Origin of the sequence: Nitratireductor sp. ZSWI3, from assembly GCF_024655565.1 — a bacterium.
GTDB lineage: Bacteria > Pseudomonadota > Alphaproteobacteria > Rhizobiales > Rhizobiaceae > Nitratireductor.
Map to the genome: position 1 here is coordinate 136,310 of NZ_JANKOF010000001.1, position 14,502 is coordinate 150,811.

Annotated in this window: 20 protein-coding genes; 5 read left to right on the top strand and 15 right to left on the bottom strand. The window is 65.7% G+C overall.

All coding sequences use genetic code 11. The features are described 5' to 3' along the window. Positions 1–38 precede the first annotated feature (38 nt). Positions 39–326, top strand: coding sequence for a hypothetical protein (locus NUU27_RS00650; RefSeq protein ID WP_257760095.1), 288 nt, complete (start codon positions 39–41; stop codon positions 324–326). Here NUU27_RS00650 and NUU27_RS00655 read toward each other — a convergent pair. From NUU27_RS00655 to NUU27_RS00690, 8 genes are all read right to left on the bottom strand, one after another. Next, on the bottom strand, positions 258–641 hold the full coding sequence (locus NUU27_RS00655) for a hypothetical protein (RefSeq protein ID WP_257760096.1): 384 nt from the start codon (positions 639–641) through the stop codon (positions 258–260). The genes NUU27_RS00650 and NUU27_RS00655 overlap by 69 nt on opposite strands. Position 642: 1 nt before the next feature. Further along, positions 643–3,180: a cytochrome c oxidase subunit I gene (gene ctaD / locus NUU27_RS00660; RefSeq protein ID WP_257760097.1), complete on the bottom strand. Its 2,538-nt coding sequence runs from the start codon at positions 3,178–3,180 to the stop codon at positions 643–645. Further along, a complete protein-coding gene (locus tag NUU27_RS00665) occupies positions 3,177–4,247 on the bottom strand; it encodes a sodium:calcium antiporter (RefSeq protein WP_257760098.1) in 1,071 nt (356 codons plus the stop codon). The genes ctaD and NUU27_RS00665 overlap by 4 nt, the downstream gene beginning before the upstream one ends. Next, on the bottom strand, positions 4,244–5,182 hold the full coding sequence (locus NUU27_RS00670) for a cytochrome c oxidase subunit II (RefSeq protein ID WP_257760099.1): 939 nt from the start codon (positions 5,180–5,182) through the stop codon (positions 4,244–4,246). The genes NUU27_RS00665 and NUU27_RS00670 overlap by 4 nt, the downstream gene beginning before the upstream one ends. Further along, positions 5,179–6,288, bottom strand: coding sequence for a c-type cytochrome (locus NUU27_RS00675; RefSeq protein WP_257760100.1), 1,110 nt, complete (start codon positions 6,286–6,288; stop codon positions 5,179–5,181). Before NUU27_RS00675 ends, NUU27_RS00670 begins: the two co-directional genes overlap by 4 nt. A 2-nt stretch (positions 6,289–6,290) precedes the next feature. Continuing rightward, positions 6,291–6,863, bottom strand: coding sequence for a cytochrome c oxidase assembly protein (locus NUU27_RS00680; RefSeq protein ID WP_257760101.1), 573 nt, complete (start codon positions 6,861–6,863; stop codon positions 6,291–6,293). A 76-nt stretch (positions 6,864–6,939) separates the two neighbouring features. Beyond that, positions 6,940–7,560, bottom strand: coding sequence for a hypothetical protein (locus NUU27_RS00685; protein WP_257760102.1), 621 nt, complete (start codon positions 7,558–7,560; stop codon positions 6,940–6,942). A 73-nt stretch (positions 7,561–7,633) separates the two neighbouring features. Beyond that, the gene (locus NUU27_RS00690) at positions 7,634–8,194 is read right to left on the bottom strand and encodes a DNA-3-methyladenine glycosylase (RefSeq protein WP_257760103.1); all 561 of its coding nucleotides are present in this window, start codon (positions 8,192–8,194) and stop codon (positions 7,634–7,636) included. A gap of 112 nt (positions 8,195–8,306) precedes the next feature. Here NUU27_RS00690 and NUU27_RS00695 point away from each other — a divergent pair, with 112 nt between their 5' ends. Next, on the top strand, positions 8,307–9,368 hold the full coding sequence (locus NUU27_RS00695; RefSeq protein WP_374565201.1) for a DNA topoisomerase IB: 1,062 nt from the start codon (positions 8,307–8,309) through the stop codon (positions 9,366–9,368). Positions 9,369–9,437: 69 nt separating this feature from the next. Next, a complete protein-coding gene (locus tag NUU27_RS00700; protein WP_257760104.1) occupies positions 9,438–9,755 on the top strand; it encodes a hypothetical protein in 318 nt (105 codons plus the stop codon). A gap of 115 nt (positions 9,756–9,870) precedes the next feature. Here NUU27_RS00700 and NUU27_RS00705 read toward each other — a convergent pair whose 3' ends face one another. The 6 genes from NUU27_RS00705 to NUU27_RS00730 form a co-directional block, all read right to left on the bottom strand. Then, a complete protein-coding gene (locus NUU27_RS00705) occupies positions 9,871–10,059 on the bottom strand; it encodes a DUF3008 family protein (protein WP_257760105.1) in 189 nt (62 codons plus the stop codon). Between the two features lie 97 nt (positions 10,060–10,156). After that, positions 10,157–10,825: a BON domain-containing protein gene (locus tag NUU27_RS00710; protein ID WP_257760106.1), complete on the bottom strand. Its 669-nt coding sequence runs from the start codon at positions 10,823–10,825 to the stop codon at positions 10,157–10,159. 105 nt (positions 10,826–10,930) lie between these two features. Next, on the bottom strand, positions 10,931–11,110 hold the full coding sequence (locus NUU27_RS00715; protein WP_257760107.1) for a hypothetical protein: 180 nt from the start codon (positions 11,108–11,110) through the stop codon (positions 10,931–10,933). Then, the gene (locus tag NUU27_RS00720) at positions 11,107–11,280 is read right to left on the bottom strand and encodes a hypothetical protein (RefSeq protein WP_257760108.1); all 174 of its coding nucleotides are present in this window, start codon (positions 11,278–11,280) and stop codon (positions 11,107–11,109) included. The genes NUU27_RS00715 and NUU27_RS00720 overlap by 4 nt, the downstream gene beginning before the upstream one ends. A 46-nt stretch (positions 11,281–11,326) precedes the next feature. After that, complete coding sequence (locus tag NUU27_RS00725; protein ID WP_257760109.1) at positions 11,327–11,845, bottom strand: superoxide dismutase family protein; 519 nt, start codon at positions 11,843–11,845, stop codon at positions 11,327–11,329. A gap of 77 nt (positions 11,846–11,922) precedes the next feature. Beyond that, a complete protein-coding gene (locus NUU27_RS00730; protein WP_257760110.1) occupies positions 11,923–12,063 on the bottom strand; it encodes a hypothetical protein in 141 nt (46 codons plus the stop codon). Positions 12,064–12,189: 126 nt separating this feature from the next. Here NUU27_RS00730 and NUU27_RS00735 point away from each other — a divergent pair, with 126 nt between their 5' ends. After that, complete coding sequence (locus NUU27_RS00735) at positions 12,190–13,305, top strand: DUF3182 family protein (protein WP_257760111.1); 1,116 nt, start codon at positions 12,190–12,192, stop codon at positions 13,303–13,305. Then, complete coding sequence (locus NUU27_RS00740) at positions 13,302–14,030, top strand: S9 family peptidase (protein ID WP_257760112.1); 729 nt, start codon at positions 13,302–13,304, stop codon at positions 14,028–14,030. Before NUU27_RS00735 ends, NUU27_RS00740 begins: the two co-directional genes overlap by 4 nt. Positions 14,031–14,054: 24 nt before the next feature. Here NUU27_RS00740 and NUU27_RS00745 read toward each other — a convergent pair whose 3' ends face one another. Further along, positions 14,055–14,417 (bottom strand): hypothetical protein, encoded by a 363-nt coding sequence (locus NUU27_RS00745; protein ID WP_257760113.1) that lies wholly within the window; start codon positions 14,415–14,417, stop codon positions 14,055–14,057. Positions 14,418–14,502 lie beyond the last annotated feature (85 nt).

Consider the following 14,502-nt stretch of genomic DNA (forward strand, 5'->3'; position numbering starts at 1 on the left):
CGTTGAAGGGCACGCTTGGCAGCCGCAGCGACATGTTGATGCGAACCGAACCGGCGGAAAAGGCGGTGATCTCGGTCTACGGTATCCGCGGGATCGGGTCGTTCTACTATCTCGCCTACGCGCTGGGGCAGGCCCGGTTCGAGGAGGCGGACACGCTCTGGCTCGTCGTCTGCCTGGTGGTCCTCTTCTCCATCGTCCTGCATGGAACCACCGTCACCGCCGTGATGGTGGCCATCGACCACCGCAACGGCCGCGCCTCATCGGCCGAGAACACACGCGTCAAGCAGCCCGACCGTCGCTCCTCCCCAGAACACCGCCACGAGTGACAGGAATGCGAGAATGCGTGCGATGCCGTCCGTCGGCCGGTCCCGCCGGGGCGGCGCCGGCTGGCCGAACGCGCCGGCGCAGCGTTCCTGCCAGACGAGGAAACAGACAAGCAGAACCGCCGTAAGAGCCGTGGCGGCGAGGACAACCACGTCGGATATCCACGGCGCGCCGCCGCGCGCGCAGACCAGCGTGTGGCCGCCATAGGCGAGGGTGAACTGCACGGCCCAGACGAGTGGGCCGAACAGCATGTAGACGAGGGTGCCGGTGGTCGACGGCTTCGGCGCCGGGGGAAAGAAGGTGTTGCGCTTCGGCATGTCAGCCCGCCACCCGCGGAAAACCATGCACCAGCACAAGCCCGAACAGGATCTGCGCCGCCGCATATGTGTAGAGGACCGCAGCGTTGTCGAAGCTCACCCGCCGCACGCGATCGAGTTTGCCGGCGACCATGCGGGCGATCGCGAAGCCGATCATGACGATGAGGGCGAAGGCGAGCTGCCCGTTGAGCGCGCTTTGCATGTAGACCATGGCGCCGTAGGCATTGTCCGTCGGCCGCAATCCGCTTTGCCAGTGGGAAAGGATTTCCACCGCCACCGCGCCGGCGAGACAGAAGGCTGCAATTGCGTTGAGGAGAGGCTGCGCGACGCTGCGCCGGCCAGGGCCCGGCAGCCGGTTTCCGGCCGCACGTATCGCCAGCAGGCCGAGAATTGTCAGAAGGGCGCCGCCCACCGGCCAAACCGGCGCCGGCAGCGCCGGCGACCCGTGCGGCGCCCAGACGTCGGGGGAAACCACCCATAGATAAAGATAGGAGAAGACATAGGCGATGTAGAGCGAGGCGGTGACGAAGATCAGCACGATCATCGCCCACCAGGAATGCGAGGAAGGGCCGCTCGCATAGGTGGGGAGCCTTATGCCCGCGCCGATGTCCACCTCACCTTTCGACGGCCCCGGATCGAGGCTCCAGGTCCAGGTGAGACAGGCGATGATGGCGATGACGCCGCAGGTCAGCGCCGGGATCACCAGCTTGACGGTCAGGAGCAGGAAGAAGGCCGCCGTGAAGATGGCGGCGAGAAGGTGCGCCCAGCCCGGCCCCGGCATGCGGATGATATATTGCGGCCTCGCCTCGATGGCCGAGGTGACGATCGTCTCGCGTTCGCCGGTCGGAGCATTGGGCAGGAAATGATGCCCCTCGCTCACCTCCCGCGGCAGCGCGGGGCGGTCCCACAGGGGCTCGCGGCTGGTCACGAACGGGATGCTGCGTGTCGAGTAGACGTCGTTCGGCAGCCACTCCAGCGTGCCGGCCTTCCATGGGTTCTCCACCGTCGTGGGCGGGCGGCGGAGGCTGCGCACCAGGTCGACGACGAAGATCAGGACGCCGAGCGCGAAGACATAGGCGCCGATGGTGGAGACGAGGTTCAACATGTCCCAGCCGACGCCTTCGGGGTAGGTCCACACCCGCCGCGGCATGCCGCGCAGTCCGGTGAAGTGCATCGGAAAGAAAGCGATATTGAAGCCTGCGAACATGAGCCAGAAGACCCAGCGTCCGGCCCGTTCGGAGAGCATCCTCCGGGTCGCCATCGGCATCCAGTAGTAAAAGGTGGCGAACAGCGGGAAGACCATGCCGCCGACCAGCACATAGTGGAAATGGGCGACGACGAAATAGGTGTCGTGCACCTGGAAGTCGACCGGGACGAGCGCCACCATGACGCCGGTCAGCCCGCCGATGGTGAAGATGACGAGGAAACCGAGGACGAACAGGGATGGTGTCGTGATGCGGAAGCGGCCGCGGCTTGCGGCGATGGTGGCGATCCAGGAGAAGACCTGGATGCCGGAGGGCACGGCAACCGCCATGCTCGCCGCCGAGAAGAAGGCGAGGCTCAGCGAGGGGATGCCGGTGGTGAACATGTGGTGCACCCACAGTCCGAAGGAGAAGAAGCCGGTGCCGATCAGCGCCACCACGATCAGCCGGTAGCCGACCAACGGTCGCTGGGCCATGGCCGGCACGATCATCGACACGAGGCCGGCCGCCGGCAGGAAGATGATGTAGACCTCCGGATGGCCGAAGAACCAGAAGAGGTGCTGCCAGAGCAGCGGATCGCCCCCCTTGGCCGCGGTGAAGAACGGCCATCCGAAGGAACGCTCGATCTCGAGCAGCATCGTGCCGAGGATCACCGCCGGAAACGCGAACATGATCATGCTGGCGAAGACCAGCATCGACCAGGCGAAGATCGGCATCTTGGTGAGCGACATGCCCGGCGGGCGGGTGCGCAGCGTCCCGACGACGATCTCGATCGCCCCCGCAATGGCCGAAATCTCGATGAAGCCGATGCCGAGCAACCAGAAATCGGCATTGTCGCCCGGCGAAAATTCCTTCAGCGTCAGCGGCGTGTACATGAACCAGCCGCCCTGAGGCGCAAGGTCGTAGAAGATGGTCGAGAAGAACACCAGGCCGCCGACCACATAGGCCCATATGGCGAAGGCGCTGAGGCGGGGGAAGGGCAGGTCGCGGGCGGCGAGCATCTGCGGCAGAAGCATCACGCCCAGCGCTTCCACGGCAGGCACGGCGAACAGGAACATCATCGTCGTTCCGTGCACGGTGAAGATCTGGTTGTAGAGCCCCTGGCTCAGGAAGTCGTTCTCCGGCACGGCGAGCTGCGTCCGCATGACGAGCGCCAGCACGCCCGCCAGCAGGAAGAACAGGAAGGCCGCGCCGATGTAGAACAGGCCGATCACCGTGTTGTTGACGGCCGTGACGATCTTGTAGCCGCGCGGCGTCGCCCAGACACGCAGGAGCTCGTCCACCTCTCCCTTCGGGCGCGGTTCGGGATTGGGAAGCTGCGGCCGGCGATCGGTCATGAGCCGCCGTCCCGCAGCGTGTAGAGGAGCACAACGCCGCCCGTATAGACGATGAGCACGAGCAGCGAATCGTAACCCATGCGCAGGATGGACTTGTCCTTTCGTTCCGCCAGGCCCGCCTGGAACAGTGCCGTCAGCACCACCGCGAGCAGCGCCCCGAAAACGGGAAACGATCCGAGGCGGCCGATGACGGGCTCTCCCTGATCGAGCAGATCGACCAGGAAGATCAGGGCGACGTTGATGAGATTCGTGCCGAGGATGTCGGAGATCGCCATGGTGAAGAGACCGCGCCTGGCGGCCGAGACAGCCGTGCTCAGCTCCGGCAGCGAGGTGGCCAGCGCCACGAGCACGAAGCCGACAAAACTCGATCCCAATCCGCTCTGCTGGGCGATCGCCTCGCCGGTTTCGGCCAGGACATAGCCTGCGACGAGAATCGCCGCCGCTGCAGCTGCGGTTCTCCAGAGCAGGCTGCGAAGGTCCGGCGCGGACTTGCGCCCCGCCGCGGTCTTTTCTTCCTGCACCTCGATCAGGCCATGTGCCACGTGTCCGTCTTCGGCGGCCAGCCACGGCTTCCGTCCCTCGGCGCGCGAAAGGATGCGCACGCAGGCGAGATAAGCCAGGAGCGCGCCCCAGCTCCACAGGCCGACCCCGAGAACATTGACGTCGCCCACCACCATCGCTGCTGCGGCCGCCGAGATCAGAATCACGTTGAGGCTGCCCTGCAGGAGCACGGTCGGCTCGGGAACGACCGCCGTCAGAGCGTCCTTGCCGATGAAGACGTCGACGATTGCGAGCAGGGCGACCTGCAGGGCGATGCTGCCGAACAGATTGTTGACCGCCAGTGCCGCGTTGCCGTCGAGGGAGGCGGTCGCGGTCACTCCGATTTCGGGCAGCGAAGTGACACCCGCCAGCAGCACGATGCCGATGGTCGCCTGGCCGATGCCGGTCGCGCGGCTGATCGCGTCGGCATAGTAGGCCAGACGGCTGCCGACCGACCAGACGACCACGGCGGCCACGGCGAACAGCAAAAAATTGACCGGCAATCCGAACTGGGTGAAATCGATCAATCGAGCCCCTCCAGATAGGTGGCGATCGCCGCGAGCTCGTCTGGCTCCAGGTTGCGATAGGCCGGCATCAGATTGTCGGGCTTGATGTGCTGGTTCTCGCGGATCCAGCGCGCGAAAGCCTCGGCATCATTGGCCATCGTGCCCGCGGCGAGCGAATGGCGCCCGCCGACATGGGTGAGATCGGGGCCGATCGTACCTGCGGCCTCGGTTCCTCGAACCGTATGGCACCCGCCGCAGCCGTTCTCCAGAAACAGGGTTTCGCCGCGCCGTGCCGTCGCGCTCGACGGGCTCTTCGCCGGCTCGGCCTCCGAACGCAGCCAGGCGTCGTATTCCTCCGCCGGCATCGCGACGACGAAAAAGGACATCAACGCATGGGCACCGCCGCAATATTCGGCGCACTGGCCGCGGCTGATGCCGGGTTCGGTGGCCTCGACCGTGAGGGTGTTGGTGCGGCCAGGAATCATGTCGAGCTTGCCGGCAAGCTTGGGGGCCCAGAAGCTGTGGATCACATCGTCCGTCGTCAGCTGCAGCGCGACCGGCCGCCCGACCGGCAGCCGCAGTTCGTTGGCGCTCGCAACGTGCGTGCCGCTGGGCGTCGTGTAGTCGACCTTCCACCACCAGCGCTTGCCGATGATGGCGATCGGCGGGCCCTCGACGCGGGAAGCCCGCGAAGCCCCCGCCTCCATGACCACGAGCCCATAGCCGAGCAGCCCGGAAAGGAGGATGATCGGCAGGACGATGCCGCCGCCGTAGACGAGCCATTCGCGACCGAGCCGCTCGCGCCAGGCGGCAGGCCCCCACATGGCGGCGGCGATCAGGATCAGCACCAGAAGCATAATCGCGGCGCTTAGGCCGGTAACGGCGAGCAGAAGGTCATACACCGCGCCGGCCTCGCGCCCGGCCGGCCGCAGAGCCGATTGAAGGTCGCCATTCATCGACCGCCTCCCGGCGCTTCGCCCTCGTTGCCCGCCCTTCCCGGACGGTCGGAGGCGGCGAAATAGGCGGCAACGTCGTCCATGTCGTCGGGTGTCAGGCGCCGCGCGACGGTCGCCATCACCGCGCCGAAGGCGGTTTTGTCGCGAACGCCGGATTGGAAAAGCCGCAACTGCGTGAGGATGTAATCGGCGGACAGGCCGTGAAGCCGTGGGAATTGCGTCGAGGCGCCCTTTCCATGGCACGCCAGGCAGGGCGGCACCTGCGCATCGGGCCGCCCCGACGTTGCAATGACCCGTCCCCGCCCGACTTCGCCACCAGTGGGCCGACCGCGGTCGCTCGCAACGGGTTCGCTCGCAAAATGGGCTGCAAGCCGCTCGATCGCGGCGTCGTCGAGCGCCGCGGCGAGTGGCTCCATCATTCCGCTTTGGCGTTCACCCGAGCGGTATTCCAGCAGGGCCCGCCTCAGATAGGCGCGGGGCTGCCCGGCAAGCGCCGGTGCCGTGTCCGCGACGGGTTCGCGCTCGCCATCCCCATGACACGCCGAGCACAGCTTCGGATCGCCGTTCCGGATTGCGCCGATGGCGCCGGCATGGCGGGCGTAGTCCTGCGGCTTCATCCCCGGAAGCCGGCGCAGAAACGCGACGAGCGGCCACACCTCGTCTTTCCTGCCATGTCCCGCCCAGGCCGGCATCCCCGTGAATTTGAGCCCATTCTCGACGATCCATGCAAGCTCTCCTGGCTTCCATTTGGAGACCGCGCCGGCAAGATCCGGCGGCGCCGGATACATCTGCTGCATGATCGGTTTTCTCGGATCGCCGGGCGCCCCGTGGCACGGCGCACAGCCGAGTTCGAAATGCCGTGCACCGAGCTTCACGAAATCCTCCCGGTCCAGATCTGCCGGAGGATCGTTCCGGCTGTGTGCGGCGATGGAGCGGTTGAGCGCCAATTTGATGAGACGCTCCGTGACGGCGAAATGCTTCACGGTGGCCGAGACGTTGTAGAGGCCCGAGACGATAACGAAGGCGGCAACCAGGATCCCCGCGGCTGCGAAGATCACCAACCAGAAGAGCCCTCCTCGCCAGCTCAGATCCTGCGGAAGACGCATGCTCACGGCTCCGGCCGGCCAAGACGCCACCCGTTGGCGCGTTCTTCCGCCATGAACCACCGGCGGACGATGACGATGCTGCCGAGCACGTAGGTGAGCGGACAGGCGATGACCATGATCATGCCCGCCGTCTGCTGATCGGCGAGTCCCGAACCCGCCGGCATGCCGGTGTGCAGCATGACCGGTCCGTACAGGGTGCGCGGAGCGAAAACGAGCAGGATGCCGAGCAGGCAGAACAGCTTGCCGGTCACCAGCATTGCCGCGACCGCATGCCAGGGGGGTCGCTCTACGTTGCCGATGATCGCCTGCCAGAAGAGAAGCGCCGAAAGGAACAGGGAAACATGCATCGCCATGCCGATGAGCGGCGCGGAGGCGGCGGCTTCCATCGCCGCCGGAACGTGCCAGCCCCAGAGGAATGCGATCTGCAGACCGGCGGCAGCAAACGGGCCGACCGGCGGTGGACCATTTTGATCCCTTGCCCGAAACCAGCCGTATGCGAGCGCCGGCGCCAGCAGATTCATCGCCAGGATGTGCAAGGCCATGTGTCTTGCGAGCTCGCCGCTGAGGTCCACCATGACGGGTCAACGACGAGGCCGGCCTATTGTTCCTCCGCGCCTGCCGGTGTCTCCGGCGCGGGCGATGCATGGCGTTTCAGGGCGACTTGCGCCCGAGCATCGAGCGCTCGATGGCCCGGCGGGCGGCGCGCGATCGGATCTGCGTCGCCGTGAAAGTGCGCGGCGCCAGGATCGGGCAATCGCCATGGTTTCCGAGTTCGAAGGTGCGAAAGGCCGCGACGGGAGAATCCTGCGCGGTGTATGTGGCGACGACGGTGACGGTGACCTCGCAGACCGGGTCCGTCACGCCGGTGGTCTTCCTGGCCCGGTCGATGAGGCGCTCGTAGGTGCCGATGTCGATCCATTCGCCGCTTTTCAACGGCCCCTGGAACCACTGCGGTCGCGGGTCGCCGCCACTGCTCACCTCCAGGTCGAGCTCGCTCAGCGAGCAGCGGTGGCGTGTCACCCTATCGCCGTCGGTCCGGCAGCCGAGGTCGGTGACGACGGCTTCGATATAGACCGGTTCCGCGCTCATGTTGGCGATCAGGCAATGGGCCTTCAGGGTGTGGCCCGCACCGCGATTGATGAGAATTTTCGGGCGCAGGCGATAACGATAGCTGCTCAAAAGAAGCTGGAAATAGAGCGTCCAGATGACCAGCGTAAGAACGCTGGCGAGTGCGCTCACCTGACCGTGGTTCTGTTGCAGCCATGCCCACATGGATCAGTCTCGCTGGTGTTGGATCGGACCTAACCGCGCTGCCCACCATCAGTTCCGATACGGGCGATCCCTGTCAGGCGGGCCGGCTGAGATAGGCGGAACCGGCGAGGCAGAACCGCCATTTCCTGTCGACCGCCTTCGTGATGCCGATCCTCGGCGAGGCGACCACCGGGGCCTTCGGCCGTCCTGCCGCGATCGCCATCGGCGTTCCGTCGATGGGCATCCCGTCGCAGTCGCGATCGATGCCCAGCGCCTGGCACAGCCGTCCCGGTCCTGCGCACAGAAGCCGCACATTCGTGCCGTCCCGTCGCCGCGCCATCGTCTCGATGCCGAGCAATGGCTCGATGGCGCGGACGAGGACCGCCGAGCCGGCTTCGCAGACCACGTTGAAGCACCAGTGAATGCCGTAGGAGCGATAGACATAGGCGTGCCCGGACGGTCCGAACATTGCTGCGTTTCGCGCGGTCGGGCCGCGAAAACTGTGCGAGGCGGGGTCGTCCCGGGTATAGGCCTCCGTCTCGACGATCGCGCCGCCGATGCCCTGCATGGTCAGCCTGGCGCCGATGAGCTCGCGCGCCACAACGGGCGCGGGGCGTTGAAAGAAGTCCTGCGGCAGGGTTTCAGGTGAAAGCAAGTCGAGGCCCCGATGAATTGCAACTGGAGCGCCGGAACAAATCCGCCCGCTGCGGCTTTGTAGCGGCAGCCCCGCTTTGCGTCAGCCCAACCGAAAACCGCGCATGAAACCCATGGATCCAAACATCGCCTCGGCCCCGTCGATCCCGGCCGTCGGCGATGCCGAGCGGCGCGTGGGACTCGTTCACATGAGCGACGACGAGGACGGCATTCGCCGGCGTCGGTGCGGCCGAGGATTTTCCTACATACTGCCGGGCGGGGGGCGGGTAAAGGATGAGCCGACACTCTCCCGCATCCGTGCGCTCGCCATCCCGCCCGCCTGGACGGACGTCTGGATATCGCCGGTGGCGGAGGGGCACATCCAGGCAACCGGGCGCGATCAGCGCGGGCGCAAGCAGTATCGCTACCATCCGGGCTGGATCGCTATGCGCGACGAGGCGAAGTTCGCCAGCCTTGTCCGCTTCGCGGAAGCGTTGCCGGCGATCCGGGCCCGCGTCGATGCCGACCTTGGCCGGCGCGGCATGCCGCGGGAGAAGGTGCTGGCTTCGATCGTCAGGCTGCTCGACAGGACGCTGATCCGCATCGGCAACGACAGCTATCGCCGCGACAACCACAGCTTCGGTCTTACCACCCTGTCGGCGCGCCACGTGGAGGTGGACGGCGCCTCCATCCGGTTCGCATTCCGCGGCAAATCCGGACGCGAATGGAAGCTGAAGCTCGTCGATCGCCGCATCGCGCGCGTCGTCGCCGCGATCGAGGACCTGCCCGGCCAGAAGCTTTTCCAGTATGTCGACAATGGCGACCGGCTTCCGGTTCATTCTCACGACGTCAACGACTATATACGAGACGCCGGGGGAGAGGATTTCACCTCCAAGCATTTCCGCACATGGGCGGCCACCAGCCTTGCCGCCGTTCTCCTGGCGCAGACCGAATGCCCGCCGGGCGAGCGCGAGCAGGCGCGCTGCATCAACGGCGTCCTCGATCATGTCGCGCGCGAGTTGCGCAACACCCGCGCGGTCTGCCGCAAGGGCTACGTCCACCCGGCCGTGCTGGAAGCCTGGACGGCGGGCACGCTGACGCCGGCGATGGCGCGCCTGAGGAAGCGTTTCCGAAAGCCGCTGAAGGGGCTCGACCTGCAGGAGTCCCTGGTCTTGCGCTGGCTGAAGGCGCAATAGCCAGAACGGGCACGACAGGAACATTTCAACATTCCGGCCGTTTGTCCAAAGGGGATAGAGGACGCCACGATGATCAGCTTCCTGCGTTTGCAAAATCTTCTCCCGCTCACCGCGCTGGTTCTGGCGGTTCCGGTCAGTGCACATGAAGCGCCGTCCGGCTGGAATTATCCCATGGAGTGCTGCTCGAACCGCGATTGCCAGCAGATACCGGCAAACGACGTGATCGAGCGCTCCGAGGGCTACCTCGTGAAACCCACCGGAGAAACCCTTTCCTACACGGATTCCCGGCTGCGCAAGTCGCCCGATGGCGTCTATCACCTGTGCGCCGTCAAGCGCGTGAGCAACCTCCACACCATCTGCCTGTTCGTTCCACCGCAATCGTTCTGACGAAAAAGAGAACCGGTCGTTTGACCGGTTCTCTGCGGCTTGCGCCGCGTCCGGCGGCAGACGGCGGGGTTTGGGGGGAAGAAACGCCTGCCGGCCGGGATTCCTCGCTCCGGCTCTAATCGTCGGAGGCGTGCTGTGGCTTTCCTTTGCGCTTGCCGGAGGCGAGCTCTTCCAGCTCGCTCTCGGTCATGGATTTTTCCATGCTCTTCGACGCGCCCTTCAGCTCGCTCTTCTTCTTCTCGCCGCGCTTGGCGGCGAGCGCTGCGCCGGCCGCCATCTGTTGAGCCTTCGATTTTGCAGGCATGACCGTTTCCTTTCCTGTCGCGGTTGCCGTCACGATTGCGCATCACGGCGTCTTCGCCGGTGCCGATGCTTACCATCTCCGCCGTGTTCGGTGCGGGTCACATGTCCGGGCGATCCATGCTCGATGCCTGGATCCGCAGGTTGTTCTGGGTGTGCCGCACGCCGCTGACGGAATCCGCGCAATCCTCGGCGCGCCTTTTCTCGAAGCGGTCGGCGACGGTGCCCGACAAGGTCACCTCGCCTTGGTCGACGGTGACCTCGATGTCGCTGGCATCCAGCATGCCGTCTTCCGCCAGCCGGTCGTTCACATCCTCGTGCACGCGCTCGTCGGAGCGGACATAACCTTTCGGGCCCTTGCCGCGATGCCGGTCCCGCCAGCGCCGCTGCTCAGCCTCCTCGTCGCCGAACCAGGACGAGACCTCGTCCGACGCCCGGTCCCAGAAATCACGCTCGCCATAGTCGCTCCGGTAGGGGCGCCCACCATATCTTCCGCCGTATCCCCCACCATATCCAAGAGAGGGGCGGGCCGGATACAGCCCGCGCGCCGGCCAGCCGTAATAGGAGTAGGGGGCGCCGTATCCCTGGCCATAACGCCGACGCCCATAGACGTCGCCCGGATAATGCTCGCGATGGGCAGGCGGTGGCGGTGCGGCGGTCTCTTCGCTCCACCATGCGCCCCCCGTCGGCTCTGCATATTGATCGCGCCCACCGGGCCCATCCGGCTGCTGCCGCGGTGGATCCTGTTCCCATTGTCTTTCATAAGCCATTTGCCGCTCCTGTCGTGCTGATTTCGTCTACCGCCCCTAACTTGGCGGTATCGGATTTGTTCAGCCGGACAGCGCAATTTGTCGTCGCGGATCTGGAGGGTCGCCTCAGTCCAGATCGCGGATGAATCGCGCCTCTTGCTCGAGGACCCGCGCGACCTCTTCTGCCGCGAGATGCGTCAGCATCAGACTGATGCAGCACTCGAGATAAGTGATCGACGAGCGGCGCAGATAGTCTTCCGTGACCTTCTTCGACATATGGTCCAGTTGCTTTCGGGGAACCGTCATCGTCTTGCCTTGACATGCCGCACTGGTTGGTCGACTTCGTCCGGGTTGGGCACCGGCACCTCGTCCGGCAGCCGTTCCGGTTCGGGCTCCGTGACGGGCCGCGGTGTTGGCCCGGGCGCCGGCGTCGGCTTGGGTGGTGTCTGCGGCACGGGCTCGGGAGTTCCTGCCATGGCCATATCCTTTCTGGCGCCTGTCGAGCGACCTCGACCTCCGCGCTCAGGGCTTCGGTTCGAGAACCCCGCACGCCAGGCGGTCACCGGCTTCGCCCGATGGTTGCGATGTATAATCGTCGGCCTTCGCGTGCAGCACGACTGCCGCCCCGTCCTGGTCGAGGAGGCGTTCCTCGCCATCCTGACCGAGATTGAAGCCGCGGGTGAAGAACTCCGCTTCGACCACGCCGTCGGACCCGGCATGCACATTGGGAAAGTCGCCGGGATGCGGCCCGCCCTCAGCCTTGATGCCGTGCTGCTCACCACGAGCAAGGTGGCCGCCGGCGGACTCGAAGCCTGAGCCCGGATCGCAGGCGCCGGTTTCGTGCACGTGAAAGCCGTGCGGTCCCTCCGGCACGCCCTTCGCCGAGACGATCACATGGACCACGCCGGATGCGGCCTCCCTCATTTCGACATTGCCGACGATGCCTTCGCCTTTCAGCTCCGCCGTTGCGGTGTCTCCCTCGGCCGCTTGTGCGGCGGCCAACGGGATGACGAGGACGCAAGAAAGGACGATTCGCTTCATGTCTGCTCTCCATGCCGGTTCGTGGCGCTGTCGCCGATTGCTTGCCGAACAAATGGTCCGCGTAAATGTTCTGCTGGTCACGCAAGCTCCGGTTGCGCAGCGGCGGGAACGGGCAGAGGCACGTCGACAACCTCCATCCTCTGCGGCGCTGCGACCACTGCAGCTTTCATCGTTTCCGCCGAGACGGCGGCGGGTTTCTGGAGCAGGGTCAGTCCCATCTGGCGTCTCCTCTCGGGCATCTCCGCAACCGAACGATGCCGCAGCATGGATGTTCCGCTGAAAACGGGCGTGGAACAATCGAGGCTCTGTCCGGGTTGCTTGCGCTGGTCGGGATGGAGTTTCGAATGCGCAAACGGAAAGCGAGCATCGGCGGCACGAAGCGACAGCTCGTCACCTGGGGATGCCAGGGCGATGCCTCGCATGATGAGGCCACCCATGTGGAGCTGGCGCGGCGTGCCGCACGGTTCCTGCGCCTCGAATATGCCGGGCGTCTGGAGGATTTCACCGGATCGGAGCAACCGTACTGCGTGCCGCGCGATACCATCTGCGGCAATGAATGCGGTCGCCATCTCGATGTCGCGAAGCTGGACGAGAACTGCTTCCTCGGCGGCTGGGTGCCGCAGCCGCTCCTAGCGACGAAAGCGATCGTCCATCGGCTGGCGCCGGGCGAGGCCCCACCCGCGCATTGGCCAGACGGCTTTACCCGGCAGGCGAGGAACCTGGTCCTGCTCGGCTTCACCGCCTTCACGCGGGAAGGTGCGGTCCGCAGCGGAAGACGGCTGCTGGAAGACGGGCCGGTGCGCATCAAGGCCGTCGGGGCGAGCGGGGGCACGCAGCAGCGGGTGGTCCGCAACCTGCAGGAGCTTTCCGAGGCGATCGACGGCTTCGACCGCGACGGTTCCTTGCAGGCCGGCCTCGTGCTGGAGGAGAATCTTTCCAAGGTCTGCACCTACAGCGTCGGCCGGATCAGGCTGGGCGACACCAGCGCCGTCTATATCGGTACGCAGGACCTGACGCAGAACAACGAAGGCAAAACCGTCTATGGCGGATCGACGCTGCAGATCATGCGAGGCGATTTCACCGATCTTGGGGAGGTGCTGCCGCCGGCGATCGACGCCGTATGCCGCCAGGCGATCACGTTCGACCGCCTAGCGGAGGAACATCTGAAACTCGTGGCCTCCCGTCGCAACTACGACGTGGCGACCGGATATGATGCGGCCGGCAGGCCGCGTGTGGCCGTGCTCGAACAGTCATGGCGTATCGGCGGGGCGACGAGCGCCGAGCTTGTCGCGCTCGAAGCCTTCGAGCGGGATCCGACGCTTCGCCAGGTGCGGGCTTCCTCGGTGGAACGATACGGCGAGGGAGCAGTTCCCCCAACAAGTGCAACGATCTACTTCCAGGGGAACGACAGCACCGTCGGCCCCTTGCTGAAATACGCGATATTGCAGGACGAGCGTTGAGAAAGGCAGACATAAAGATCGAGGTTGGCGAGCGTCGGCTTGCCGGGCGGTTCCTCGAACCGGGCACCGGGTGGCCGGGCGTCCTCTTCGTTCACGGGTGGGCGGGCAGCCAGAAGCGCGACGAGAAGCGCTCGCGCTACATTGCGCGGCTCGGCTGCATCTGCCTGACCTTCGACATGCGCGGCCACGGCCTGACGCAGGAAGATCAGACGAGGGTCACGCGGGCCGACAATCTCGCCGATATCCGTGCCGCATACGACAAGCTCGCCTCCCACCCGGCGATCGATGCTTCGTCCATTGCCGTGGTCGGCAGCAGCTACGGCGCGTATCTTTCGGCCTATCTGACGGCGGAGCGGGATGTCCGATGGCTGGCCATGCGGGTGCCGGCGCTTTATCGCGACGATGACTGGGACGTGCCGAAACACGCCCTCGACCGGCACGACCTGCAGCTCTATCGCAGCAGGCAGGTGCCGCTGAAGACCAATCGGGCGCTACGCCAATGCCAGAAATTCCGGGGTGACGTGCTGATCGTTGAGTCGGAGAACGACGAACTCGTCCCGCATCCGACGATCGCCAGCTATCTCGCCTCCTTCGGCAACGCGCGCTCGATCACCCACCGCATCATCGACGGCGCCGACCATGCCCTGAGCGAGCCGGAGAGCCGGCGCTCATACGACGATCTGCTGACGCGCTGGCTGCGCGAGATGATCCTCAACGCGCGCTGATCTCCTCGCGGACGGATGGTTCGGTTATGTCTCGGTATCCTCATCGACGATCGGAGAAGGGTTGTGGGGCTGGGAGACGACCACCCCTTCCTCTTCTTCCGAGAGCGTCATCATATAGCCGAGCCCGCCGGGGGCTTGCGGCGCAAGATGCGTGGCGGCCGGATGCTCGTGCTCGTCGGCCTCGCCTGGCGCCAGGTTCTCGCTGACGATCTCGGCACACAGATCGACCAGCCTCGCGACTTCGGGAGGCAGCTCATGCTCGACATCGGCTTCCAGAGAGCGGGCGATGGCTCTTATCTCCCGGCAGATATCCTGGGTGTGCTGCAGGTTTTCGGGGGTCGATCGCTGTTCGAGGTGATCGGCCGCTTCCTTGATGAGCCTCGTCATCTCTGGCAACGTCCGGGGCGGCGGCTGTGGCGTTGTCGACGGTTTTGATTGACGGTCGGCCATCCTGAACCTCATGCGACATTCC